The organism is Salinisphaera aquimarina (assembly GCF_042643355.1).
Lineage (GTDB): Bacteria > Pseudomonadota > Gammaproteobacteria > Nevskiales > Salinisphaeraceae > Salinisphaera > Salinisphaera aquimarina.
Genome location: NZ_JBHRSS010000008.1, coordinates 607,429 through 631,554, shown reverse-complemented (window position 1 = coordinate 631,554; position 24,126 = coordinate 607,429). Strand labels below are relative to the sequence as shown.

General features: G+C 64.1%; 20 protein-coding genes and 1 other RNA gene. 9 read left to right on the top strand and 12 right to left on the bottom strand.

What is annotated here, in order from left to right; all coding sequences use genetic code 11:
• Positions 1-408: 408 nt before the first annotated feature.
• From nadC to egtC, 3 genes are read right to left on the bottom strand one after another with little or no spacing between them, the layout of a single operon-like run.
• Positions 409-1,293: a carboxylating nicotinate-nucleotide diphosphorylase gene (gene nadC / locus ACFOSU_RS18320; protein ID WP_380691364.1), complete on the bottom strand. Its 885-nt coding sequence runs from the start codon at positions 1,291-1,293 to the stop codon at positions 409-411.
• 56 nt (positions 1,294-1,349) lie between these two features.
• Positions 1,350-2,483, bottom strand: coding sequence for an SUMF1/EgtB/PvdO family nonheme iron enzyme (locus ACFOSU_RS18315; protein WP_380691363.1), 1,134 nt, complete (start codon positions 2,481-2,483; stop codon positions 1,350-1,352).
• Entirely contained in the window at positions 2,480-3,244 is a 765-nt protein-coding gene (gene egtC / locus ACFOSU_RS18310) for an ergothioneine biosynthesis protein EgtC (protein ID WP_380691362.1), read from the bottom strand. The genes ACFOSU_RS18315 and egtC overlap by 4 nt, the downstream gene beginning before the upstream one ends.
• Positions 3,245-3,318: 74 nt before the next feature.
• On the opposite strand from egtC, the gene egtD reads away from it, so the two are divergent.
• Positions 3,319-4,314: an L-histidine N(alpha)-methyltransferase gene (egtD, locus tag ACFOSU_RS18305; RefSeq protein ID WP_380691361.1), complete on the top strand. Its 996-nt coding sequence runs from the start codon at positions 3,319-3,321 to the stop codon at positions 4,312-4,314.
• A gap of 6 nt (positions 4,315-4,320) precedes the next feature.
• Here egtD and argF read toward each other — a convergent pair whose 3' ends face one another.
• The 3 genes from argF to ACFOSU_RS18290 all read right to left on the bottom strand — a co-directional run bounded on the left by argF (position 4,321) and on the right by ACFOSU_RS18290 (position 7,149).
• Positions 4,321-5,220 carry an ornithine carbamoyltransferase gene (gene argF / locus ACFOSU_RS18300; RefSeq protein ID WP_380691360.1) on the bottom strand — a complete coding sequence of 300 codons (900 nt, stop codon included), beginning with the start codon at positions 5,218-5,220 and terminating at the stop codon, positions 4,321-4,323.
• Positions 5,221-5,228: 8 nt separating this feature from the next.
• A complete protein-coding gene (locus ACFOSU_RS18295) occupies positions 5,229-6,413 on the bottom strand; it encodes an acetylornithine transaminase (RefSeq protein WP_380691359.1) in 1,185 nt (394 codons plus the stop codon).
• Positions 6,414-6,543: 130 nt separating this feature from the next.
• On the bottom strand, positions 6,544-7,149 hold the full coding sequence (locus tag ACFOSU_RS18290; RefSeq protein ID WP_380691358.1) for a superoxide dismutase: 606 nt from the start codon (positions 7,147-7,149) through the stop codon (positions 6,544-6,546).
• 163 nt (positions 7,150-7,312) lie between these two features.
• Here ACFOSU_RS18290 and ACFOSU_RS18285 point away from each other — a divergent pair, with 163 nt between their 5' ends.
• The 5 genes from ACFOSU_RS18285 to ACFOSU_RS18265 all read left to right on the top strand — a co-directional run bounded on the left by ACFOSU_RS18285 (position 7,313) and on the right by ACFOSU_RS18265 (position 13,759).
• Positions 7,313-8,896: a hydantoinase B/oxoprolinase family protein gene (locus ACFOSU_RS18285; RefSeq protein WP_380691357.1), complete on the top strand. Its 1,584-nt coding sequence runs from the start codon at positions 7,313-7,315 to the stop codon at positions 8,894-8,896.
• Between the two features lie 91 nt (positions 8,897-8,987).
• Positions 8,988-9,317: a Grx4 family monothiol glutaredoxin gene (grxD, locus tag ACFOSU_RS18280; protein ID WP_380691356.1), complete on the top strand. Its 330-nt coding sequence runs from the start codon at positions 8,988-8,990 to the stop codon at positions 9,315-9,317.
• Positions 9,318-9,391: 74 nt separating this feature from the next.
• The gene (gene icd / locus ACFOSU_RS18275) at positions 9,392-11,161 is read left to right on the top strand and encodes an isocitrate dehydrogenase (NADP(+)) (protein WP_380691355.1); all 1,770 of its coding nucleotides are present in this window, start codon (positions 9,392-9,394) and stop codon (positions 11,159-11,161) included.
• Positions 11,162-11,236: 75 nt separating this feature from the next.
• On the top strand, positions 11,237-12,004 hold the full coding sequence (locus ACFOSU_RS18270) for a competence/damage-inducible protein A (protein WP_380691354.1): 768 nt from the start codon (positions 11,237-11,239) through the stop codon (positions 12,002-12,004).
• Between the two features lie 96 nt (positions 12,005-12,100).
• Entirely contained in the window at positions 12,101-13,759 is a 1,659-nt protein-coding gene (locus tag ACFOSU_RS18265) for a putative bifunctional diguanylate cyclase/phosphodiesterase (RefSeq protein ID WP_380691353.1), read from the top strand.
• Positions 13,760-13,853: 94 nt separating this feature from the next.
• Here the strand turns inward: ACFOSU_RS18265 and ACFOSU_RS18260 are convergent, their stop codons facing one another.
• From ACFOSU_RS18260 to ppsA, 3 genes are read right to left on the bottom strand one after another with little or no spacing between them, the layout of a single operon-like run.
• The gene (locus tag ACFOSU_RS18260; RefSeq protein WP_380691352.1) at positions 13,854-14,867 is read right to left on the bottom strand and encodes an MBL fold metallo-hydrolase; all 1,014 of its coding nucleotides are present in this window, start codon (positions 14,865-14,867) and stop codon (positions 13,854-13,856) included.
• 30 nt (positions 14,868-14,897) lie between these two features.
• A complete protein-coding gene (locus ACFOSU_RS18255; RefSeq protein ID WP_380691351.1) occupies positions 14,898-15,719 on the bottom strand; it encodes a sulfurtransferase in 822 nt (273 codons plus the stop codon).
• Positions 15,720-15,746: 27 nt separating this feature from the next.
• A complete protein-coding gene (gene ppsA / locus ACFOSU_RS18250; RefSeq protein WP_380691350.1) occupies positions 15,747-18,143 on the bottom strand; it encodes a phosphoenolpyruvate synthase in 2,397 nt (798 codons plus the stop codon).
• Between the two features lie 126 nt (positions 18,144-18,269).
• Here ppsA and ppsR point away from each other — a divergent pair, with 126 nt between their 5' ends.
• Positions 18,270-19,106 carry a posphoenolpyruvate synthetase regulatory kinase/phosphorylase PpsR gene (gene ppsR, locus ACFOSU_RS18245; protein ID WP_380691349.1) on the top strand — a complete coding sequence of 279 codons (837 nt, stop codon included), beginning with the start codon at positions 18,270-18,272 and terminating at the stop codon, positions 19,104-19,106.
• A gap of 105 nt (positions 19,107-19,211) precedes the next feature.
• On the top strand, positions 19,212-19,694 hold the full coding sequence (locus ACFOSU_RS18240; RefSeq protein ID WP_380691348.1) for a DUF1249 domain-containing protein: 483 nt from the start codon (positions 19,212-19,214) through the stop codon (positions 19,692-19,694).
• Positions 19,695-19,718: 24 nt separating this feature from the next.
• Here the strand turns inward: ACFOSU_RS18240 and ACFOSU_RS18235 are convergent, their stop codons facing one another.
• Entirely contained in the window at positions 19,719-21,479 is a 1,761-nt protein-coding gene (locus ACFOSU_RS18235; RefSeq protein ID WP_380691347.1) for a potassium/proton antiporter, read from the bottom strand.
• A gap of 586 nt (positions 21,480-22,065) precedes the next feature.
• Here ACFOSU_RS18235 and ACFOSU_RS18230 point away from each other — a divergent pair.
• Complete coding sequence (locus ACFOSU_RS18230; RefSeq protein ID WP_380691346.1) at positions 22,066-22,890, top strand: sulfite exporter TauE/SafE family protein; 825 nt, start codon at positions 22,066-22,068, stop codon at positions 22,888-22,890.
• A gap of 39 nt (positions 22,891-22,929) precedes the next feature.
• On the opposite strand, the gene ssrA is transcribed toward ACFOSU_RS18230, so the two are convergent.
• Positions 22,930-23,288, bottom strand: a transfer-messenger RNA (tmRNA) gene (ssrA, locus tag ACFOSU_RS18225).
• Between the two features lie 105 nt (positions 23,289-23,393).
• A complete protein-coding gene (smpB, locus tag ACFOSU_RS18220; protein ID WP_380691345.1) occupies positions 23,394-23,873 on the bottom strand; it encodes an SsrA-binding protein SmpB in 480 nt (159 codons plus the stop codon).
• Between the last annotated feature and the right edge of the window lie 253 nt (positions 23,874-24,126).

Sequence of the window (24,126 nt, the reverse complement as noted above, 5' to 3'; positions counted from 1 at the left end):
CATTCTTGTGCGTGTTCATCCGGGTCACTCCTTTCGCTGACGGACTTTGAACACCCATCAGCTTCGGGCCCGTGGCTCGGATGAACAACCTACTGAGAGATCACAGCTAGAAGGACAAGCCGGCTCGCAAGCGACGGCGCAGGCTTGTGCAGATTCCGCACTAGGAAAGTGCCTTAATGGGCACAAAAGAAAGGACATTATCCGCAGATCAACGCAGAGAGAGAAGACCGAAATCTGCTTGCCTGTATTCAATCTGCGTCTATCTGCGGATAAGCCTGTATGTATTTGCCCCAGATGCAGATGTGCACGGATTAGCTGCGCGACCCGGCTCGCCGCGATTCAACGCAATGCGGGCGGCTGTCGGAGCGCCCCGAGCGGCGGATAAAGCTGCCTGCATTCGCCGACGCGCTACTCGGTGTACATCCGCATCGAGAAATCCGTCGCGCGCACGTGTTTGGTGAGCCCGCCGATGGAGATACGATCGACGCCGGTGTCGGCGATCTCGCGCACGTTGGTCAGCGAGATGTCGCCGGATGCCTCGATCACGATATCGCGGCGAAAACGCCGCCGGTGCGCGTCGGCCATGTTCACCGCCCGGGCGAGCACGTGAGTGGCCAGATTATCCAGCAGCACGCCGTCGACGCCGGCCTCCAGCGCCTGTTCGAGTTCGGTCAGGTTCTCGACTTCCACCTGCAGGAACAGAGCCGGCGATTGCTCACGCGCGCGGGCAACGGCCGCGTCGATCGAGCCCGCGGCCATGATGTGGTTTTCCTTGATCAGGATGGCGTCGAACAGCCCGAAACGATGATTGACGCCGCCGCCGCACAGCACCGCGTATTTCTGGGCGCTGCGCAGGCCGGGCAGTGTCTTGCGGGTGTCGATAATGGCGGTATCGGTGCCTTTCACCCGCTCGACGTATTCATGGGTGGCGCTGGCCACGCCGGACAGCAGCTGCAGGAAATTGAGCGCCGTGCGCTCGCCGCTGAGCAGGGCATGCACCGGCCCTTCGAGTTCAACGACCGTGGCGTCGGCACGCAGGCGCTGACCGTCGGCGCAGGACCAGCGCACGGTGACCGCCGGATTGAGGGCGGCGAACACCGCATCGAACCAGGGGGCGCCGGCCAGGATCGCGTTTTCGCGGGCGATCACGCGCGCCCGCGCCGAGGTATTGGTGGCCACGAGCGCCGCGTTGCGATCGCCGTCGCCAATATCCTCGGCCAGCGCGTATTGCACGACCGTACTGACGTCGCTCGGCACGGCCGCTTCACTTTTCGCCATAAGAACTTGGGACATTGTCGATTTCGGCCTTGCAGTATAAGGGATGCGGTGCAGAGCGTTGTCGCGGTCCGCTACCAGGCCAGGCGCAGGCCGGCGAACACATGCCGATGCGTGGGCGGATAGAAATTGCGAAAACCGGGGCGCCGGATATCGGGTTCGGTATGCCGGCTGCCACCGCGGGCGATGAAATGGGCGCTGTCGAACCAGGGCATGGAATAGCCGTCGTAGGGAAAAGCGCGAAACCCGGGGTAGGGGTAGAAGGCGTCGTCGCACCATTCCCAGACCTGATACGCATTAGCCAGGCGATTACCGCGTGCCGCGGTTTCCCATTCCACTTCACGCGGCAGCCGCGCGCCGGCGTAGCGAGCAAAGGCGCGGGCCTCGTACCAGCCGATGCCATGTACCGGCTGGCAGCCGACCGGCAGGTCGTCATCGTCCGACGGCACATGCCAGCGCCGTGAGTCGAGCGCGCGCCAATGCTGGGGGTGCTCGACCGCGTGGGTGGCGCGCCATTGCCAGCCGGCGTCGTCCCAGAAGCGTGTGTCGTCGTAGCCGCCGGCTTCGATGAAGCCCAGCCATTCGTCGTTGCTCACGCAGTGGGTCGACAGCTCGAAGGCCGCCACGTCGACGGTGCAGGGCGGCTGTTCGTTGTCGTAGGCCTCGATGCCGGGGGTACCCAGGGTCACGCTTTGCGCGTCGACGCGAACCCGTGTGGTGACCGGCGCGCGCGCGGTCAGCGCACTGGCCGTGGTCGCGCCGTCGCGCCGGGTATTGCAGAGCTGGGCTTGGGCGTGGCGCATGGTTTCCAGATGCTGTGCATAGTGCTGGCGAACGAATGCGGCGAGGTAGCCATCGGCAAGCAGTGGGTGGGTGCTGGCGCGTTGCCAGTAGGCATCGTTGCTCGCACTGACCCGGTCGGCCCAGTCGCGCAGCGCGGCGGCGTCGGGCAGGCGCGCGCCGCGGTTCTGCTTGGGACAGATCTCCGGGAAGTACAGGTCACGCCAGGGTTCGGTGATCGTGGTATCGCCGAACACGCGTTCGGCGATCCAGTAGGTCTCCACGAAGAACACGTGGCCGACATGCCAGAGCATGGGGCTGAGCTCGACGTGGCTCTGCGCGATCAGTTCGTCGCCGCTCAAGCCATCGAGCATGGCGAGGCTCGCGGCACGCAGCTGTGCCAGGCGGGTCGGGGCGTTGGCGGTCATAGGCACTCTCGCACCGGCGCCTGGCCGGCTCTCACGATGATCATCTGTTGTGCCTCTACGCGTTCCCAGCCCGATTGGTTGTCGAAGGCCTCGGAGGCGATGACGGCGCCGTCCTGCCATTGCGCGTTGACGTAGAGCGAGGGGGCGTCGCCGTTGAACGCGGCACGCGTGGCGACGAGCGTATTGCCGTCGCTGACGATGACGTTGAGCAGGGCGCGCACGTCGGGGGTCTCGAGCAGCCATTCACGGAGCTTTGCCAGCGTGGCGCGCACACGCGCGGCCAGGCTGCCGGCCTGCTGGCGTATCAGCGCGAACAGATACTCCGAATCGGTATTGCCGTTGATCGTGATTTCGATCGCCGGGTCCAGTTCAGCGCGCATCCGGGCCCGCAGGGTATGCGCGAAGCGATCGATGAAACCGTTGTGGGTGAACAGCAGCTCGTCGTCCACGAACGGCTGGGTGTTGGCATAGTCGGTACCCAGTCCGGTGGTCGCGCTGCGGACGTTGGCCAGCCACAGCGGCGAGCGCAGACTGCGCCCGAGCGGTTCGAGATTGACGTCGGCCCAGATCGGCAGCACCTGGCGATAAACGGCGGGGCGCCGCGCGGCATCGAGCCAGGCCGCCCCCCAGCCGTCCGCGTTGACGGTGGCGCTGACCATTTCGCGCGAGTCCCAGGATTGGCGAGCGAGGCCGTGGGACGGCTCGCTCACGAACGTGCCCAGGGTGCAGGGTGCGCCCAGGTAGGCAGCGATTCGGCACATGTCGGTAGTTATCCGCGTTGGCAATATATCGGTGGATGATAACCTCTGGACGCATCACGCCAAATCATTGATTCATGCGTCTTTCCCTAGGTACGCGGCGACTGTCCAGCTCTGAAATCACGCCTGCGCGTGCGTTGCCCACGCTTGTCGACGATGCGCGCGCGGGTCTGCTCGCGCCGCCGCGCCAGCTGCCGCCCAAGTATTTCTACGACGACTACGGCTCGCAGCTGTTCGAGGCGATCTGTGCGACGCCCGAGTATTATCCGTCGCGCGCAGAGGCCAGCCTGCTGAGTCGGCACGCGACACAGATCATCGAGCGCGCCGCGCCCGATCACATGCTCGAGCTGGGCAGCGGCAGTTCCCGCAAGACCCGTCTGCTGTTCGATGCCTGCGACGCTCTCGCCATGCCCTGTATCTACTGGCCCTTCGACGTCAGCGCGCAGATGATGCTCGACGCCGGTGCCGCGCTGGTGACCGACTACAGCTGGCTGTCGGTACATGCGTTGATCGGCGACTACACCGGTGGTATCGGCAATCTGCCGCTACCGGCCCAGGGCCGACGGCTGATCGTGTTTCTCGGCGGTACGCTGGGCAACTTCGAGCCCGACCAGGCGCGCGCCATGCTGGGCGAGATCGTGGGGCTGCTGCGCGGCGACGATCTGTTGCTGCTCGGGGTCGATCGGGTCAAGGACACGGCCCGCCTGGAGGCCGCCTATGACGATGCCCAGGGCATCACCGCCGAATTCAACCGCAATGTACTGACGGTGCTCAATCGCGAACTGGACGCGGATTTCGATCTGGCCGCCTATCGGCACCGCGCGGTGTTTGACGAGCAGCGCGCCCGCATCGAGATGCGTCTGGTGTCCGAGCGCGATCACTCGGTACGGCTGGGCGCGCTGGATACCACCATCGAGATCACGGCGGGCGAGGAGATCGTCACCGAGTTCAGCCACAAGTTCACGCCGGCGTCCATCGAGGCCTTGCTGGCGGACGCCGGCCTCATCGTGGATACCCACTTCGAGGCGGACCAGGGCGATTATTCCCTGCTGCTGGTCCGCCGCGATAGTTGAAGGCGTTTAGCCCGCGTCGAGCAGATCCAGCAGCAGCGCCTTCTGGGCATGCAGGCGATTTTCGGCCTCGTCCCAGACCACGCTCTGCTTGCCGTCGATGACTTCGGCGCTGACTTCCTCGCCGCGGTGGGCGGGCAGGCAGTGCATGAACAGGGCGTCGTCGGCGGCCCAGCTCATCAGCGCCTTGTTGACCTGATAGTTGGCGAAGTCGGCCAGCCGGGTTTCGCGGTCGTCCTCGTCGCCCATGCTGGCCCAGACGTCGGTGACCACGAGATCGGCGCCGTCGGCTGCCGCCGAGGCGTCCTCGCAGGTCACCGCATGCTCGCCGGCAGCGGCGAGGATATGTGCATCCGGGGCATAGCCCTCGGGCGCGGCGATACGCAGGGTAAAGCCGAGCAGGCGCGCGGCGTTCAGGTACGAATGGCACATGTTGTTGCCATCGCCGATCCAGGCCACCGTCTTGCCGGCGATACCGCCGCGGTGTTCCTGATAGGTCTGCAGATCGGCCAGCAGCTGGCAGGGATGCAGACGATCGGTCAGACCGTTGATTACCGGCACGTCCGAATAGGCGGCAAAGCGCTCGAGCATGTCGTGGGAATGATTGCGGATCATCACCGCGTCGGCCATGCGCGAGAGCACGCGCGCGGTGTCCTCGACCGGCTCGCCGCGCCCGATCTGGGTGTCGGCGGGCGACAGGAAGATCGCGTGGCCGCCGAGCTGGGTCATGCCGGCTTCAAACGACACGCGGGTCCGGGTCGAGGCTTTTTCGAACACCATGGCCAGCGTCTGGCCGGCCAGCGGCGTCTTCTGCTTCGGTTTGCGCTTGAGCGCGATGGCGCTGTCGATGACGCGCCGGATGCCGTCGGCACCCAGGTCGTCGAGGCTGAGTAAATGTCGCACGGTCATGATTTTTTCTATGTTTGAGTGGCAGGTATCGGCATGGTCTCGATCAATTGACAGACCACATCGACCAGACGTTCGACTTCGGCGGGGCCGATGATCAACGGTGGCAGCAGGCGGATGACGTTCGTCGCCGTGACGTTCAACAGCACGCCGTGTTCGCGGGCGGTGTCGACCAGCGCAGCGCAGGGTTCGGCCAGTTCGATGCCGATCATGAGACCGGCACCGCGGATATCCGTGACGATATCAAGTTCGCCCACGCGGGCCTCGATCTGGGTCCGGATCGACTCGCCCATGGCCTGGGCGTGGGCGAGCAGCTTGTCGTTCTCGATGGTATCCAGCACCGCGAGTGCGGCGCGACAGGCCAGCGGATTGCCGCCGAAGGTGGATCCGTGGCTGCCGGGGCCGAACAGGGTGCGGGCCGGGCCGGCGACAAGCGCGGCGCCGATGGGCACGCCGCCGCCCAGCCCCTTGGCGAGGCACATCACATCCGGGGTGATGCCAGTCGCCTGATGGGCGAACCAGTGCCCGGTGCGGCCGACGCCGGTCTGTACCTCGTCGATCATCAGCAGCCAGTCGCGATCGCTGCACAGTGTGCGCAGCCCGGCGAGAAAATCGGCGGGCGGCACGCGCACGCCGCCTTCTCCCTGGATCGGCTCGACCAGCACCGCCGCGATACGCGTGTCATCCAAGGCTTCGACCGCGGCAAGATCGCCGTAGGGCACGCGGATGAAGCCCTCCGGCATCGGCTCGAAGCCTTTCTGTGCGTTGACGTTGCCGGTGGCAGCCAGGGCGGCGAGAGTGCGGCCATGGAAGGCGTTCTCCATGACCACGATACGCGGCGCGTCGATGTCGCGGGCGTGGCCGTGCAGGCGTGCGAGCTTGATCGCGGCCTCGTTGGCTTCGCTGCCGCTGTTGCCGAAAAACACCGCTTCCATGCCCGAATAGGCGCACAGCCGGTCGGCCAGGGCGGTCTGAACATCGATTTCGTAGAGATTCGACGTATGTAGCAGGCGGCTGGCCTGATCGGTGATCGCCGCCACCAGCGCCGGGTGCGAATGCCCCAGTGCATTGACCGCGATGCCGGCCAGCGCGTCGAGATAGCGGTTGCCCTGGCTGTCGTACAGCCAGGCGCCTTCGCCGCGCTCGAACGCGATCGGCTGACGCTTGTAGGTGGGTATCAGGTGTGAATCGGCCATAGGGGCGCCCCGGAATGTAGATGCCAAGCCGGGCGTTTATTCGAGCGCCGACTGTGGATCACGTCTTTACAAACGTAAACAGCCCCGCCGCAAAGCGACGGGGCTGCATTCTAGCGCAAGCGGCTCTTTGTTAGCCGGCCGCGTCGAATTTCTTGGAAATGCCGTCCCAGTTGACGACGTTCCACCAGGCATCCACGTACTCGGGCTTGCGGTTCTGGTACTTCAGATAGAAGGCGTGTTCCCACACGTCCAGACCCATAATCGGCTTGCCGGACTCGGACACGACGTCCATGACCGGGTTGTCCTGATTCGGGGTGGGCACGATCTTGAGTTCGCCGCCCTGCGGGACCAGCCACACAAAGCCCGAGCCGAATAGCCCGGTGGCCTCGCCCGTGAACTTTTCCTTGAAGTCGTCAAAGGAGCCGAAGCTCTTGTCGATGGCCTCACCCAGTTTGCCGCTGGGCTTGCCGCCACCGCTGGGCGACATGCTTTCCCAGAAGATGATGTGGTTGAGATAACCGCCACCTTGGTTGCGCACGCCAGCGCCGTGCTGGCCAGCCTTGGCGAGAATTGTCTCGAGATCCTGATCTTCCAGTTCCGTGCCTTCGATGGCTTTCTTGAACTTGGTCAGGTATGCGTTGTGATGCTTGTCATGATGGATTTCCATCGTGCGACCGTCGATGTACGGTTCGAGCGCGTCGTAGTCATACGGTAGATCGGGCAGTTCAAATGCCATGTCATATCCCTTCTGATGAGATGAGTGAGTCAACGACGACTACTTATATAAGGTTTGTCAGTCTTTTTTCAAAGGCAGCGCAAGCATCTGCGGGTTTATACCTAGATTGGCGCCGCCCGAGCGCGGGCCTGACGCGGATGCGCGGCGTTGCTAGAATCCAGCGATGAACAAGCACTCCGCCGACGGGCGCGCCGACGCGATCGAACTGGCTATTTTCGCCAGCCGCATCACGGCGGTGTGCGAGGAAATGGGCGCACGCCTGGCACAGGCCGCGTTCTCCCCCAATATCCGCGACCGCCTGGATTACTCCTGTGCCGTGTTCGATGCCCGGGGTCGTTTGTGCGCGCAGGCCGCGCATATCCCGGTGCATCTGGGCAGCATGGCGTACGCGATGGCGGACATCGTGGCGGCCCGCGACTGGCGGCCGGGCGAGATGATTGCGCTCAACGACCCCTATCTCGGCGGCACCCATCTGCCGGACGTGACCCTGATCGCGCCGCTGTTCGTGGCCGATCGGGTCGCCGGTTTCGTCGCCAATCGCGCGCACCACGCCGATATCGGCGCGGATTCGCCCGGCTCCATGCCGTTGTCGAAGACGCTCGACGAGGAAGGGCTGGTGATCGCCCCGGTCGCGCTGGTGGAGAACGAGCAGATCGTGGCGTCGGTACTCGACAGCTGGTTGGCGCGCTTGCGCAATCCGCCTGTCGCACGCGGTGATTTCAGCGCCCAGATCGGCGCCAATAGGATCGGCCTGACCCGGTTGTCGGCGCTGATCGGCGACGCCGACGAAGCAGCGGTGGATCGCTTCGAGCAGCGGCTGGCCGAATACAACGACTATGCCCGCGAGCTGGCAGCCAGCGCGCTGCGTGAGCTGCCCGACGGCCGCTACGAATTCACCGACCTGCTCGACGACGACGGCCAGGGCAACGAGGACCTGGCCATCGCCTGTCGCATCGATATCGATGGTGGTCGCGTGGCGGTCGATTTTGCCGGCAGCAGCGAGCAGGTTGCCGGCAACGTCAACTGTCCGCTGTCGGTGACCGCGGCCGGCGTGCTGTACGCGTTTCGCTGTCTCATGCCGGATCAGGTGCCGGCCTGCGCGGGAGCGTTCGAAGATATCGAGGTCAGCGCGCCGAAAGGCTCGTTGCTCAACGCCGAACATCCGCACGCGGTGGCCGCCGGCAACGTCGAGACCAGTCAGCGCGTGGTCGATGCGGTGCTCGGCGCGCTCGCCGGGGCCGCGCCCGAACGTATCCCGGCGGCCAGCCACGGCAGCATGAACAATGTCGCGCTCGGTTCGCACGACGCGCAGGCGCCCTGGGACTACTACGAAACCATGGGCGGCGGTCTGGGCGCGGGGCCCGAACGCGCCGGGGCGTCCGCGGTGCAGGCACATATGACCAATACCCTGAATACACCGATCGAAGTGCTGGAACGCCATTTTCCACTGCGCATGCGTCGTTATGCGATCCGGCGCGGCAGCGGCGGGGCAGGCGCGCACCGCGGCGGCGATGGCCTGATCCGCGAGATCGAATTTCGGCGCGAGGCCCGCTATACCGTGCTTACCGAGCGCCGACGCCATGCGCCGTGGGCCCGCGCGGATGGCGAAGCCGGCATGCGTGGCGAGAACAGGCTCGACGGCCAGCGTATCGGCCCCAAATGCAGCGGCGTGGCCCATGTCGGTCAGCGGCTGACGATCGCATCCGCGGGCGGCGGCGGTTATGGCGCGGCCTCGGCAGAGGATTGATATTTTTACTGCCGGCCCCAAGTTTTCGGGATCGACAGGCGCGGTATAATTCGCGGCAACGACAACAGATTCAAGCAACAAGGATATCGCCATGAGCGCCAAGGCAATGGAAACCATCAAGCAGGAAGTCGAGAACAACCCGATCGTGCTGTACATGAAGGGCACCCCCGACTTTCCTCAGTGCGGCTTTTCGGCACGCAGCGCGGAAGCGCTCAAGGCCTGCGGCGTTCCGTTCAAGGCCGTCAACGTGTTCGACGACGAGGAAATCTATCGTCAGGGCGTCAAGCTGTATTCGAACTGGCCCACGATTCCGCAGCTGTTCGTCAACGGCGAACTGGTCGGCGGCTCCGATATCCTGATCGACCTGTTTCAGTCGGGCGAGTTGAAAACCATGCTCGAAAACGCTGCCAGCGCGGCGTGACGGTGTTGTGCGCAATGCGCGCACCTGCTGCCCGAAGTCTCTAGTTCCGAAAATCTGCGAAGGAGTCGTGGCCCATGGCCTACAAGCACGTACGCTTGCCCGAAGACGGTAAGAAGATCACCGTCGAAAACGATAAGATGCATGTTCCCGACAACCCCATCCTCGGTTATATCGAGGGTGATGGTATCGGTCCGGATATCACCAAGGCCTGCATGCGCATCTGGGATGCGGCGGTGGAAAAAGCCTACGGCGGTGATCGCAAGATCCACTGGGCCGAGCTGTTCATGGGCGAGAAGGCCGCCAAGGTCTACGACGGCGATTACTTCCCGGCCGAAAGCCTGGAAGCGATCAAGGAACTGTGGGTTGCGATCAAGGGCCCGTTGACCACGCCGGTCGGCGAAGGTTTTCGCTCGCTGAACGTGTCGCTGCGCCAGGAGCTGGATCTGTATGCCTGCGTGCGTCCGGTGCGTCACTACACCGGCGTGCCGTCGCCGCTCAAGGATCCGGGCAAGGTCGACGTGGTGATCTTTCGCGAGAACACCGAGGACGTCTACTGCGGTCTCGAGTATCAGTCCGGCACCGACGAGAACAAAAAGCTGGCCAAGTTCCTGAAAGAGGAAATGGGCGCCAACTTCTTCGATGACGCCGGCCTGGGCATCAAGCCGATCTCCGAGTTCGGCTCCAAGCGTCTCGTGCGCAAGGCCATCCAGTACGCGGTCGACAACGGCCGCGAGTCGGTGACCCTGGTGCACAAGGGCAACATCATGAAGTTCACCGAGGGCGCGTTCCGTGCCTGGGGTTATGAGGTTGCGCGCGAAGAGTTCGGCCACTGCACGATCACCGAGGACCAGCTCTACTCCGAGTACAACGGTCGTCAGCCGGAAGGCAAGATCGTGATCAAGGATCGCATCGCCGACATCATCTTCCAGCTCATGCTGCTTAGACCCGATGATTTTGACGTGCTGGCCACCATGAACCTCAACGGCGACTACATCTCCGACGCGGCCGCGGCCGAGGTCGGCGGCATGGGCATCGCGCCCGGCGCGAACATGTCCGACAATATCGCCGTGTTCGAGGCCACCCACGGCACCGCGCCCAAGTACGCCGACAAGAACAAGGTCAATCCGGGTTCGCTGCTGTTCTCGGGCGTCAATATGCTCGAATACATCGGCTGGCAGGAAGCTGCCGATCTGATCAGCCTGGCTTATCCGGAAGTGCTCGCCGACAAGATCGTGACCTACGATTTCGCCCGCAACATGGAAGGCGCCACGGAAGTCGGCACCAGCCAGTTCGCCGACGCCCTGATCGAGCAGATCAACGGCGGCATCGATCTCGAAACCAAGCGCCAGCAGCGCAGCGACAAGCTGGCCCGTGAGCGCAAGCAGCGCGAGATCCGGCGTCTGCTCCAGCCGATGGAAGAGATGATCGCCAGCGGCCGCACTCCGACCTCCGTGTCGGACGTGATGACCCGTTCGCTGATCACCGTGACCGATGCGACCAGCGTGCACGACGCCATGCACGAGATGCGCAAGAACGAAGTGTCGTCGCTGGTGGTCGAGCCTAACGATTCGGGCGATTGGGGCATCATGACGCGGCGCGATATCGTCACCAAGATCGTGCGTGACGACAAGTCACCCACCGATCTCACGGTCGGCCAGATCGCTTCGCGTCCGGTGGTGACCGTATCGCCGGATACGCAACTGCGTGAAGCGGCCAACGTCATTGCGGAGAAGAACATCAGCCGCCTGCTGGTGGCCGACAAGGACGGCAAGCTGCTGGGTATCACCACCGAGACCGATATCTTCGGTGCCATCGAACAGTCGGGCTGGCTGCCCGAGGCCTGATGGAGGACGACATCGAGTCGACCCTCGTGGACGGGCCGCGTCATCGACGCGGCCCGTCCTGGGCGGTGCGTTCGCATGCATGATCCGGTGCAGCCGACCCGTGTCGGCATCGTCCTCATCGGCGACGAACTGCTCTCCGGCAAGCGCAGTGACAAGCACATGCCGGCGATGATCGATCTGCTGGCCGAGCGGGGCATGGAATTGTCGTGGGCCCGGATGGTCGGCGATGACGCCGGCCTGCTTGAAGACACGCTGCGTCAGACGCTCGCCGGCGGCGATATCGTGTTCAGCTTCGGCGGCATCGGGGCGACGCCGGATGACCGTACGCGGCAATGCGCCGCGGCCGCCGCCGGCGTGGCACTCGAGTTCAATGCCGACGGCAAGGCCATTCTCGAGCGCAAGTTCGGCGATCAGGCGTATCCCAAGCGCATCCACATGGTGGAATGGCCGGTGGGATCGTCGGTGATTCCCAATCCCGTCAACGAGGTGCCGGGTTTTTCCCTGCGGCATCATCACTTCGTGCCGGGTTTTCCTCGCATGGCCTGGCCGATGGCCGCCTGGGTGCTCGATCATCATTATCCCCAACTGCAGCGGGAGGACCGCGATGTCGAATGGCTCATCGAGGCACTCGACACCCCGGAAAGTGCGTTGATCGACTTGATGCAGTCGGTGATGGACGCCCACCCGGCCGTACGTATCGCCTGCCTGCCCAATGCCGGCGGACGACGCGCGATCGAGTTCGGCGTGCGTGGCAGAGCCGCCGAGGTGGAAGCGGCGTTCGCAGCGCTGGAACACGCGCTTATCGCTGCCGATGTGCCGTTGGGCACGCGGGCCACCCGCTAAAGGACGCTTGGGCATATACCCCTGATTCGGCTTCAAAAAGTGCTTTTTGATTCCCCGTGGTGCTAAAGTCGTAGCAACCGCCTGGGGGAGGTAGCCGTGCAGCAGTCCAACGCAGCGTATTTTTCGCAGGTCGTACGCGCCCTGCGTAGCCGCGTATCCCGCTATGCATACTACGGATTGGCCATCGCCTCGTTCGCGGTATTGATGGCCACCATCACCACCGTGGCGCTGTCCGGCGAACCGGTAACCCTGTCGACGCTTTACGCCGCCCAGCGCGGCAATGCCAGCCTGCTGGCGCTGGATTTCATGCCGTTCCTGTTTGCGATGTGGGGCCAGTACGTGGGGGTGATCATGTCGCACCAGGCGGGTGCCATGGTGCTCGATCAGACCGAACGGCTGCGTATCGACAAGCACGCGCTGGAGGCCGAGGCGGTGCGTCTGGGGCAACGCGATGCCCTGACGGGGCTGTGCAACCGGGCCTATTTCATCGATCAACTGGAAAGCGGTATCGCCGCGGCGCATCTGAGCCGCACCCGGCTGGGCCTGATCGTGGTGGATCTGGATGGTTTTTCCGAGGTCAACGACCACTATGGTGCGGCCAATGGCGACCGCGTGCTCAAGAGCGTGGCGCGCCGTCTCGGCAATGCAATCGGGGATGCCGGGCTGGTTGCCCGTCTGGGTGGCGACAGCTTCGGCGTTCTGCTCGACCCGCTGCAATCCACCGATATTCTCGAGAACGCGGCTCGGCGTATTCAGCAGGGGCTCGAGCCGCCGTGTGCTCTGGAAAGTCTTGCGCTGAATCTGGCCGCGAGTATCGGCGGTGCTGTCTACCCCGATAATGCACGCGATACCTATGCCTTGATCAACGCCGCGGAAGGGGCGATGCAGCACGCCAAGACACGCGGGGGCGGCTTTGAACTGGTCAAGGCGCGCATGCCGCTACGCGATGCCGAAATGCACAGCCTGAGCGCCGAACTGCGTACCGCGATCGAAAAGGATCAACTGATTCTGCACCTGCAGCCGCTGGTCGATACCGTCGCCGACCGTGTGCACGGCGTGGAGGCGTTGGTGCGCTGGCAGCACCCGCGCCGTGGGCTGATCATGCCCGGCGACTTCATTCCGCGCGCCGAACGCAGCGGCCTGATGCGTGATTTGTCCAACTGGGTGTTGCGGCGCGCGCTGGAGTACGCGGCCGACCTGCGCGCCAACGGTTGGCCGTTGCGCATGTCGGTCAATCTGTCAGCCCGTTCTCTGCTGGACCCCGATTTCCCGGACGTGTTGGCGGGCCTGCTGGCGGCCTACGAACTGCCGAGCAAGTTCCTGACGCTGGAGATCACCGAAGACACGCTCATGGCGGATCAGCGGCGCACTCTGGATGTGATCACCCGCGTCGCCAACATGGGCGTGCAGATCTCGATCGACGATTTCGGCACCGGCTATTCGCAGCTGGCCTATCTCAAGCGCCTGCCGGCGTCGGAGATCAAGATCGATCGGTCATTCGTGCAGGATATGCTGATCTCGAAGACCGATCTGTCCATCGTGCAGGCCACCATCGGGCTGGGCCACGCGCTGGGCCTGCGCGCGGTCGGCGAAGGGATCGAAACCGAGGCCCAGGCCGACCGTATGCGGTTGCTCGGCTGTGATCTGATCCAGGGCTTTTATATCGGACGGCCCATGCCGATCGACAAGCTGCGTGAATGGCTGGATCAATGGTATCTGCACCACACACCGGAGCAGGATCGCTGGCTCGGATAGCGCTGCGCGCGCCGGCCGCGGCGCGTTGGCGGTTGGCTATCGTCGCCAGCGCGATCTCATCGAGGCCGATCTCTGTATTGCACGCTGGGCGCGGTCAGTCGAACGAATAGCCGGCACCGAAGGCCGGTGCCCAGAAGTCATGGCGCGTCAATCCCGCCTGGCTGAGCGCCTGCGCCAGATCGTCGACCGGCGCGAACCGGGCTTCGTCGCTGAGCTTGAAAGTGGCGAAATGAATGCCGACGCTGTGTGCCGCGCCCAGTTGGCGATGGGCCTGAACCGCGTCGGCCGGGTTCATATGCTGCTGGGCCATGAACCAGCGGGGCTCGTAGGCACCGATCGGCAGCAGGGCCACGCGCGGTGACCCCAGGCGCGCGCGGATCGCGCCGAAATGCGGGCCGGCGCCGGTGTCGCCGGCGAAATAGACCCCGCCGGCGGGCGTATCGATCCAGTAGCTCGCCCACAGGGTTCGGTTGCGATCGCCCAGACCGCGGCGTGTCCAGTGACGCGCCGGTGTGACGGTCAGCGACAATTGACCGGGCAACGCGACCTGCTGCCACCAGTCGGCTGTCACGACATGACGCGCGCCGGTGCCGGCAAACCAGTCGGCAAGCCCCAGGCCGGTGACGAACAGGGGGTCGAAGCGGCTGGCCAGACGTTTTATCGAGGCACGATCCAGATGATCGTAGTGGGCGTGACTGATGAGCACCACGTCCACCGGCGGCAGGTTGTCGAACGCGACGCCGGGCGGATGATAGCGACGCGGGCCGAAGCCGGGCAGGGGGCTGACGCGTTCGGAAAAGACCGGGTCGGTGAGGATATTCACGCCCGCGACCTGGATCAGCACGGTGGCGTGATTGATCCAGGTGATACGCAAGCCGTCGTTCACGCGCGCCGGTGGTGGTGGCGGCGGCGCAAAACCCGACACGCGCTGCCATGGATGATTCTCGCGTGTACGCATCCAGCGCAGCAGGTCGCCGAAGCCGTGTTCGATCGGCTCGGCGTTGTGAAAACGATGCCCGTCGAAATGATCGCTCACCGGGCCCTGATAACCGGTGCTGGTGCAGCCGACACCGAACAGGGCGGCGAGTCCGAGCAGGAGACGTTTCATGGGCGCGTCTGCGTTGCGGACCTTCTGTTGCTAGCTGCCGGCGCCGGTATCGATCGGCGTGTCATCGGCGTTGCCCCAGTCCGACCAGGCGCCCGGATAACCGCGCACCTTGTCATAGCCCAGATACCTGAGCACCAGATAGGTATACGACGAGCGTACATGGCTCTGGCAGTAGTGGGTGATGTCCTGATCCTCGCGCACGCCGTGATCGGCGAGCAGTTCCAGCAGCTCGGCGCGCGGGCGCAGGCGACCGTTGTCGTCTTTCAGTCGATTCCAGTCGAGATTGATCGCGCCGGGGATATGCCCGCCGCGCGCGCTGCGCACATCCGCGCCGGCGTATTCGGCTGCGCTGCGGACATCGAGGAACGCGGTGTCAGCGTCCTCCAGATGCGCCTTGATCCACGCCCGGTCCGCGATACGATCGGGTTGACGATTCACGCTGAAATCGCCTTCGCCGTGCTGGGGCGCGCCATCGGCGAGTTCCAGCCCGGCCTGATGCCAGGCGGCAAGGCCGCCGTCGAGCAACGAGATCGCCTCGTGGCCCATGGCGTCGAGGGTGTACAGCAGGCGCGCAGCCTGGCCGTCGCCGACGCGATCATAGGCGACGATATGGGCATCGTTACGCAGTCCGGCGTCCGAGAACACCTCTGCCAGCCGCTGATCATCCGGCAGCAGGCCCGCGACCGGCGCCTGACTGGCAGTAAAGTCCGCCATCGTCAGCTGCAGGGCGCCGGGGATGTGCGCGCTCGCATAATCCGAGGCGCTGTCGACCGCGACGATCTGAATCCCCGCGTCACCCAGCGCCTCCTGCAACTGTTCCGGGCTGACGAAAATCGGCAGTTTATCGGCCATGGCGTCGTCCTTGGATGCGGATGTAAATCAGACCTGCTTGCCGGCCAGATAGAGCCAGGTGCTGACCACGGTGTCCGGGTTCAGCGACATGCTCTCGATGCCCTGTTCCAGCAGCCACTTGGCCAGATCCGGATAATCGGACGGCCCCTGACCGCAGATGCCCACGTATTTGTTGTTGCGCTTGCAGGCGGAGATTGCGCGTTCCAGCATGAATTTCACCGCCGGGTCGCGCTCGTCGAACAGATGCGAGATCAGTCCGGAGTCGCGATCGAGGCCTAGCGAGAGCTGGGTCATGTCGTTGGAGCCGATCGAGAAGCCGTCGAAGTATTCGAGGAACTCATCGGCCAGAATCGCGTTCGAGGGCAGTTCGCACATCATGATGATCTTGAGATCATCCTCGCCGCGCTTGAGGCCGTGCCCGGCCAGCAGTTCCGACACGCCCCTGGCTTCGCCCACCGTGCGCACGAACGGAATCATGATCTGGACGTTCTTGAGCCCCATCTCGTTGCGCACGCGCTTGACTGCCGCCAGCTCCAGTTCGAAGCAGGGCTGGAAGTCCTCGGCCAGATAGCGCGAAGCACCGCGCCAGCCGATCATCGGGTTTTCCTCGTCGGGCTCGAAATTCTCGCCGCCGATCAGGTTGGCGTATTCGTTGGATTTGAAATCCGACAGGCGCACGATGACCGGCTTGGGCGCAAACGCCGCGGCGATCGTGGAGATGCCTTCGACCAGGCGGTCGACATAGAACGACACCGGGTCGGCATAGCCGGCGATGTGCGCGTCGATGGTCTTCTGCAGTTCCAGCGGCTGATCGTCGTATTCGAGCAGGGCGCGCGGGTGCACGCCGATCTGGCGATTGATGATGAACTCCAGGCGCGCCAGCCCGACCCCGGCATTGGGGGTGGCGGCAAAATCGAATGCACGGTCGGGGTTGCCGACGTTCATCATGATCTTGGTGTCGATCTCGGGCATCTCGTCGAGCGAGACTTCATCGATCTTGAAATCGATCTCGCCGTCGTAGACATAGCCGGTATCGCCTTCCGCGCAGGACACGGTCACGCCCATGCCGTCGGTGAGTTTCTCGGTGCCGTCACCGGTGCCGACCACCGCCGGGATGCCCAGTTCGCGCGCGATGATCGCCGCATGGCAGGTCCGTCCGCCACGGTTGGTCACGATCGCGGCGGCGCGTTTCATCACCGGCTCCCAGTCGGGGTCGGTCATGTCGGTGACCAGGATGTCGCCTTCCTGGACCTTGTTCATTTCCTTGATCGACTTGACGTTGCGGACCTTGCCGGCGCCCACGCGCTGGCCGATCGAGCGGCCTTCGACGAGCACGTCACGGCCGCTGGAATCCAGCAGATAGCGCTCCAGCGTGCCGCCGTTGTTGCTTTTCACCGTCTCCGGACGCGCCTGCAGGATATACAGCTCGCCGGTCTCGCCGTCCTTGCCCCATTCGATATCCATGGGCCGCTTGTAATGACGTTCGATGATCAGCGCCTGCGCGGCCAGCGCTTCGGCGTCGGCGTCGGTGATCGAGAACTTCGCCTGATCGGCCGCGTCCACGTCCACGAATTCGGTGGTCTTGCCGTGGCTGCGGTCGGCCGTGTAGACCATCTTGATGGCCTTGCCGCCGTTCACCCGCCGCAGGATGGCCGGACGTTTAGCGTCCACGTTCGGCTTGTAGACATAGAATTCGTCGGGATTCACCGCGCCCTGGACCACGGCCTCGCCGAGCCCCCAGGAACTGGTAATGAACACGACCTGATCGAAACCGGATTCGGTATCGATGGTGAACATCACGCCCGAGGAACCGGTATCCGAGCGCACCATGCGCTGGATGCCCGCGGAGAGTGCGACCTGGCTGTGCTCGAAGCCCTTGTGCACGCGATAGGAGATGGCGCGGTCATTGAACAGCGACGCGAACACGTCCTTGATCGCGAGCATGACGTTGTCGAGCCCGCGCACGTTGAGGAAGGTTTCCTGCTGGCCGGCAAACGAGGCGTCGGGCAGATCCTCGGCGGTTGCCGATGAGCGCACGGCAACGGATATATCCCTGTTCTCGCCGGACAGCGTCTCGAAGGCGTCGCGGATCGCGGCTTCGAGTTCGGGCGGGAAGGGATGATCGATGACCCAGGTGCGGATCTTCTCGCCGGTCTCGACCAGCGCGTCGACGTCGTCGACGTCGAGGTCGTCGAGCGCGGCGTTGATGCGATCGGCGAGACCGTCGTGGGCCAGAAACTGGCGATAGGCGTCGGCGGTGGTCGCAAAACCATCCGGCACGTTGACCCCGGCATCGGCCAGGTGGCTGATCATTTCACCGAGCGAGGCATTCTTGCCACCCACATGCTCGACGTCGTTCATTCCCAACTGGCTAAACCAGACTACGTGCGCGTTTTGCACAGATTGCGTCCTCGCGAAGCTCATCCAAAGCGCGGATTTTACACGCTCGCGCGCGTGCGCGCCCGTTCTTCGCCACGGCTCGCCGCGGCATATCGGCATCTGCGCCAATGGAGGCTAGGCGCAAGCGCGTGGCTCGGGCAGGATAGCGCCATGACAAGCCCCGATACGCCCAAGCGTTCTATTTTCTTTCTGTCCGACCGGACCGGCATCACCGCCGAAACCCTGGGCTCGACGCTGCTCACGCAGTTCGATGAGACCAAGTTCAAGCAATCGACGCTGCCGTTCATCAACACGCCCGAGAAGGCGCGCTCCGCGCTCGAATACATCGAGCACACGGGCAAGACCAGTGGCCTGCAACCGATCGTGTTCTCGACCACGGTCAGCGAGGAAGTGCGCGATATCCTGCGCACCGGCAGCGCACTGTTTCTCGATCTGTTCGATCGTTTCGTGCCGGAACTCGAGGGCGCGCTGGACGCCAAGTCCAGCCACCGGGAAGGGCGTGCGCACGGCATCGCCAACGAGGACGTCTACGAATCGCGTATCGATGCGATGAACTTCGCGCTTACCCATGACGACGGGGTAGGCGACAACGGGTACGAGGACGCGCAGGTGATACTCGTGGCACCGTCGCGCTGCGGGAAGACGCCGGTATGCATCTATCTGGCGATGCAGCACGGTGTCTACGCCGCGAACTATCCGCTCACCGAGGAAGACCTCGAACAGCGCACGTTGCCGCGGGCGCTCAAGCCGCACAAGAACAAGCTCTACGGGCTGTGGATCAATCCCGAGCGGCTGCACCAGATACGCAGCGAGCGCCGGCGCGGCAGCCAGTACGCGGCACTGCCGCAGGTCAGCTACGAACTGCGCCAGGCCGAGGCCTTGTACAAGCGCCACGGGCTGCCGTATTCCGAGACGACCAACAAGTCGATCGAGGAGATTGCGACCATGATCATGCAGGACAAGGATATCCGCCGGCGCTCGTTCTGACGGTCACGCGCCGCTCGCCGCAAGCGGGCTGCGACGACGCTGGCGTGTTCGCAGGTCCCTGTATCGTCAATTTGAAAAGCGCCGACCCTGCCGTATAGTCCGGTGATGCCCAAACTCAAACGCAACCACTGGCTTCAGGCCGCGCAGCCGCGCAGTTTCACCGGCTTGATGGGTCTGTACGAAAGCAACTATCGGCGCTTCGAGCGTCTGGTCCCGGAACTGGATCTGCCGTTCGACGAGGCGACCTCGCGGGGTGAGCATGCGGTGCTCTATCTGCGCGTGCTCGAGCGCTGTCGCTATACCACCACCATTCATCTGACCTACTGGTTCGGTGAGGGGGATAGCGCGCGCGCCGACCCGGACCTGCGGCTGCGTCTGTACCGCGATGCCCAGCTCGCCGAAGCCATCTCCTGCGATGCACGCTCGCGCTATGTCGCGCTCGCCGGCGTGCCGGAGATCGACGAGGACGTGCTCCAGACCCAGTGGCCGCGCAACCTGCTGCTCAACAAATGGCTGGCCTATTGCCTGCTGCAGGGCCACAGCTTCGGCGGGGCCCATCGTCCGCGCCGGCCTGTCGAGACTCCGTAGCCTCGATAGAGCCGTTTGAGGTCGCTATCTGGGGATCTTCTTGTCCAGCGATGACGGCCTGGTGTCCTGCTCGGTGTCCATCAGCCGCAGCCCCACGGTTGCAATCACGCCCGCGGCGAGGGTGCGCACCGTCAGCCGGATGCCGTCGACCTCCACGATATCGCCTTCCACCGGCCGTCTGCGCAGGCGCCGACGCATGTAGTCTGCGATCGAGAGTTCGGCCTGTCCCTGCTTGAGTGCCAGGCCGTAGACCTCGGCCAGGCCGTCCATGGTCGCCTCGCCGTGCAGGGTGAAGCTGCCGAAGAAGGTGCGCACCTCGGGTGCATTCTTGCTGTCGCCGCGAAACAGCACGCCCAGTTCCTCTCGGTGGCGCTCCGGCGTGATCACGTAGATCAGGTCGTGGACGGCGAACACGAACTGCGGTTTGGGGAACAGCAGGCGATTACGCCGGGTAACGGCCACGCACCGCAGCCCGGCAAATCGGTAGAGGGCCTCGCCGGCGGTGGCCGCCAAGTTGGACGAGCGCTGGATTCGAAACGCCAGCAGCGCATGCGTATCCGGACGGGTGCCTTCAAAGGCGAAACTGGCGACCGGGCCGGGCTCGCGCGGCACCTGCAGCTTGAGCAGCTGTGCCATCCAGCCCAGCGTCGTGCCCTGGATCAGCAGCGATACCAGCACCACCGCGAAGGTGATATCGAACAGGAACTGGCCGCCTTCCAGATCCGCCATCAATGGAAACAGCGACAGCACGATCGGCACCGCGCCGCGCAGACCGACCCACGCCACGAACCCCTGCTCGCGGCTGGGGAAATGAAAAGGCAGCAGGCTGATCCATACCGCGATCGGTCGCGCGATGAAGATCAGAAACAGTGCCACCAGGGCCGCCGGCCCGGCGTGTTCCCAGAGCTGGGTCGGGTTGACCAGCAGCCCGAGCACCAGAAACATGCCGGCCTGGGCCAGCCAGGCCAGGCCATCCATGACCCGAAACACATGCTCGGAGGCATGATTGCGCCGGTTGCCGACGATCAGACCGACCAGATAGATGCCCAGAAAGCCGCTGCCGCCGAGTTGGTTGATCGCGGTGAACGCCATCAGGCCGCCCGAGGCGATCAGCAGCGCGTACAGACCTTCCACGAGCTGCATGCGCGACACCAGAAACGACAGCGCATAGCCCAGCACCACGCCGCCGACGATGCCGATGCCGAACTGGCTGACGATCTGCTGGAAGATGCCGGCCGCGGTGAACCCCTGGTCGCTGTCGATCGTGGTCAATAGAAAAGTGACCAGGAAGATCGCCATCGGATCGTTGGTGCCGGATTCGATCTCCAGCGTGGCGCTCACGCGCTGATTGAGCGTGACGCCGCTGCTGCGTAGCTGCGAGAACACGGCCGCGGCATCGGTACTGGCCACGATCGAACCCAGCAACAGGCCGTAACGCCAGTCCAGATCGAGCCAGACGGCAATGAATGCGCCCGCCAGCGACGCCGATACGAGCACGCCGATCGTCGCCAGCGACAACGCCGGGCGCAGGGCCACCCTAAACGTCTGGATATGCGTGCGCAGGCCGCCGTCGAGCAGGATGATCGCGAGCGCCAGATTGGCGACGAAGAAAGCCACCGGTACGTTGTCGAAGCCGATCTTCCCGGGGCCATCCTGACCGGCCAGCATGCCCACCACCAGAAAGATCAGCAGCAAGGGCGGTCCGAAACGCGCCAGCGAACTCGCCAGCACGCTCAGAAAAAGGAGCAGGCCGACGAAAAAGAGTATGGCGTTTATTTCGCTCATTGAGGCGTCGTGGAATCCTGGAAAAGAGGGCGACGCGCGAGCGACGAATGCCCGGGCGCGTTGCGGGGGTGCCTGTATCGTGACAAAACGCGCCCGACGGCGCTATGTGGCCAGCCTTGGTGCGATCGGCCACTACGACCGGTTTGCGCGCCAGGCGCCATGACTGTAGGGCAAGGGCAAAAATGGGCGGCCACGTGTTTGCGGGCGCAGTCTAGCGCGGCGACGGCGCGCTGGCTGGTCGCCGGCATGCGGCGCCCGAAAGCCGGTCGTTGGCCTGCTGCCCGTATATCGATCGGGCGTGATCCGGGAACATCTGTAAGTCCGCACGAACGAGCCCGTGAATCGCGGGTCAGGAGGGCACGGCCATGGCTTTCGATAAGCAGGGCGATCTCAAGCGGCCCGATTGCATGCCGCGGCATCGCGCTGTGCCCCGCGCGACGTATACGCTGGTGCATGCATCGAGTGCTAGCATAACGATAGAACTCGAAGTTTTAACGAGCCGAAGGCCGATGGAAATAAAGGATTGCCGGCATCGTTTTTCCACCGACGCGTCGGATTGCCGCGCTGACCGGGTGGCCGGGCAGCGATGAGCGTGCTGTTCGGCATCATCGTTGGTCTCGCGCTTGGGCTGACGGGGGGCGGCGGCTCGATCTTCGCCGTGCCGCTGCTGATCTACGGCCTGGATGTGGCGCCGCGCAGCGCGGTGGCAGTCTCTCTGGCTGCCGTGGCGATCACGGCCGCGTTCGGCGCCGTCGAGAGTCATCTGCGCGGCGTGCTCGAAGTGCGGGCCGCGCTGATATTCGCGGTCGCCGGGATGCTGGCCGCGCCGCTCGGCGTCTATCTCGGCGGGCAGGTGAGTGAGGCTGTCGTCGTGCTGCTGTTTGCAGCGCTAATGCTGATCGTCGCTGTTCGCATGATGCTCAAGGCGAGACGCGCGCCGGCCGAGTCCGCCATCGTGCGCGCGCGACCCTCGGCGCAGGCCGGTGCCGACCCGGGTACGGTCTGTCGCTACAGCACCGATGGTCGCCTGCGTCTGAATGCGCCTTGCAGCGCCGCGCTGCTGCTGGTCGGCCTGGTGGTGGGCGTGTTGTCGGGTTTCTTCGGCGTCGGCGGCGGTTTTCTCATTGTCCCGGCGCTGATCCTGATCACCGAAATGGGTATGCACCGCGCGGTGGCCACGTCGCTGCTGGTGATTGCCCTGATCGGGCTGTCCGGCGTGATCTCGGCGGTGTTCGCGGGCCGTGATATCGACTGGGCGCTGACCGCGTTGTTCGTGGTCGGCGGGCTCATCGGCATGTTCGGCGGGCGCGCACTGGCACGCTATCTGGCCGGAGCGACGCTGCAGATCGTGTTCGCCGTCGCCATGATCGCGATCGCAGTGTTCATCGGCGTGGCAAAGCTCTGGCTTTGACGACAAAAAAGCCCGCACGACGAATCGTGCGGGCTGAGATGGTGGAGGCGGCGGGAATCGAACCCGCGTCCGCGGATTCTAGACCCTTGGGTCTACATGCTTATTTCGTCTTTGATTGTCGGCTTACGTTACCCGACGAAAAGGGACAACGATCGCTTATCTTCGTTTGCTCTTAACGGGTTGGCCCGAAGCGGGGCCTTGCCGCGAGTCTGTAAGAGTCGATACCCGTGACCGGAAGCACAGACACTTACCGGGCGGGCACTAACGGGCTTTAAGCCGCTAGAGCGTAGTTGTCGTCGTTCGCAACTAGCTTAGGTTGCAAATTGATTAACGAGGTGATTTGCGACCTCGGCATGCACCTTGGGTTTTGACATCCGCGTCGAAGCCATGTCGCCCCCGAAATACCGGTGAATTGTAGCAGTAATGAAACTTGTGTTGTGCGGTGACTTTTCAATGGCCGGTGGATACCGCACCTAAACCGGCGACTCCCCGGGGTCGGCCGTTCAGGCGTCGCTGCGCATGATCTGCGCCTTGCGGCGATTCCAGTCGGCGTCCTTCTTGCTCTGACGCTTGTCGTAGTTGGCCTTGCCCTTGGCCAGCGCGATCTCGAGCTTGGCCCGGCCACGCTTCCAGTACATCGCCAGTGGCACGACCGTATAGCCTTTCTGTTCGGTGGCGCCGATCAGCGTCGACAGTTCGCGTTCGTGCAGCAGCAGCTTGCGCGTGCGGGTCGGGTCGACCACCACGTGGCTGGAAGCGGACTCGAGCGGCTGTATATGGCTGCCGAGCAGAAACGCCTCGCCGTCCTTGATCAGGACATAGGCTTCGGTAATCCGCCCCTTGCCAGCGCGCAACGCCTTGACTTCCCAGCCGGCCAGCACGAGACCGGCCTCGAACTTGTCCTCGATGAAGAAATCGTGACGCGCTCGCTTGTTGAGCGCGATGGTCGAACTGGGCTGCTTGCTCTTTTTCGGTCTTGCCATGTGCTTGGACTCTGAACTCGACGCATCCGTACGCGGCGCTGTGGAGGTGATGTACTGACCGGTGAGGGCCTGGATCGTGACCGGGTTCGGCTGGGCGATCTCGTCGACGTGCTTCCCGGAGCAATACTGGGCGAACCCGGTATCGAACCGTACGCGTCGAGAGTTGCGAGCCGTTCATCGGGCCTGCCGAAGCCGTCTGTCAGTAACCTTGTCCGTACTCTGCGAGCTGCCTTGGTGCGCGTGCATACTTTGG

What these genes read in the sequence shown, in the direction of transcription:
- smpB (WP_380691345.1), bottom strand. Translation starts at nt 23,873, where the DNA reads ATGGCAAGACCGAAAAAGAGCAAGCAGCCCAGTTCGACCATCGCGCTC.
- ACFOSU_RS18315 (WP_380691363.1), bottom strand. Translation starts at nt 2,483, where the DNA reads ATGACCGCCAACGCCCCGACCCGCCTGGCACAGCTGCGTGCCGCGAGC.
- ACFOSU_RS18290 (WP_380691358.1), bottom strand. Translation starts at nt 7,149, where the DNA reads ATGGCATTTGAACTGCCCGATCTACCGTATGACTACGACGCGCTCGAA.
- nadC (WP_380691364.1), bottom strand. Translation starts at nt 1,293, where the DNA reads ATGTCCCAAGTTCTTATGGCGAAAAGTGAAGCGGCCGTGCCGAGCGAC.
- icd (WP_380691355.1), top strand. Translation starts at nt 9,392, where the DNA reads ATGGCCTACAAGCACGTACGCTTGCCCGAAGACGGTAAGAAGATCACC.
- argF (WP_380691360.1), bottom strand. Translation starts at nt 5,220, where the DNA reads ATGACCGTGCGACATTTACTCAGCCTCGACGACCTGGGTGCCGACGGC.
- ACFOSU_RS18240 (WP_380691348.1), top strand. Translation starts at nt 19,212, where the DNA reads ATGCCCAAACTCAAACGCAACCACTGGCTTCAGGCCGCGCAGCCGCGC.
- ppsR (WP_380691349.1), top strand. Translation starts at nt 18,270, where the DNA reads ATGACAAGCCCCGATACGCCCAAGCGTTCTATTTTCTTTCTGTCCGAC.
- ACFOSU_RS18230 (WP_380691346.1), top strand. Translation starts at nt 22,066, where the DNA reads ATGAGCGTGCTGTTCGGCATCATCGTTGGTCTCGCGCTTGGGCTGACG.
- grxD (WP_380691356.1), top strand. Translation starts at nt 8,988, where the DNA reads ATGAGCGCCAAGGCAATGGAAACCATCAAGCAGGAAGTCGAGAACAAC.
- ACFOSU_RS18260 (WP_380691352.1), bottom strand. Translation starts at nt 14,867, where the DNA reads ATGAAACGTCTCCTGCTCGGACTCGCCGCCCTGTTCGGTGTCGGCTGC.
- ACFOSU_RS18295 (WP_380691359.1), bottom strand. Translation starts at nt 6,413, where the DNA reads ATGGCCGATTCACACCTGATACCCACCTACAAGCGTCAGCCGATCGCG.
- ACFOSU_RS18285 (WP_380691357.1), top strand. Translation starts at nt 7,313, where the DNA reads ATGAACAAGCACTCCGCCGACGGGCGCGCCGACGCGATCGAACTGGCT.
- egtC (WP_380691362.1), bottom strand. Translation starts at nt 3,244, where the DNA reads ATGTGCCGAATCGCTGCCTACCTGGGCGCACCCTGCACCCTGGGCACG.
- ACFOSU_RS18255 (WP_380691351.1), bottom strand. Translation starts at nt 15,719, where the DNA reads ATGGCCGATAAACTGCCGATTTTCGTCAGCCCGGAACAGTTGCAGGAG.
- ACFOSU_RS18235 (WP_380691347.1), bottom strand. Translation starts at nt 21,479, where the DNA reads ATGAGCGAAATAAACGCCATACTCTTTTTCGTCGGCCTGCTCCTTTTT.
- egtD (WP_380691361.1), top strand. Translation starts at nt 3,319, where the DNA reads ATGCGTCTTTCCCTAGGTACGCGGCGACTGTCCAGCTCTGAAATCACG.
- ppsA (WP_380691350.1), bottom strand. Translation starts at nt 18,143, where the DNA reads ATGAGCTTCGCGAGGACGCAATCTGTGCAAAACGCGCACGTAGTCTGG.
- ACFOSU_RS18270 (WP_380691354.1), top strand. Translation starts at nt 11,237, where the DNA reads ATGCATGATCCGGTGCAGCCGACCCGTGTCGGCATCGTCCTCATCGGC.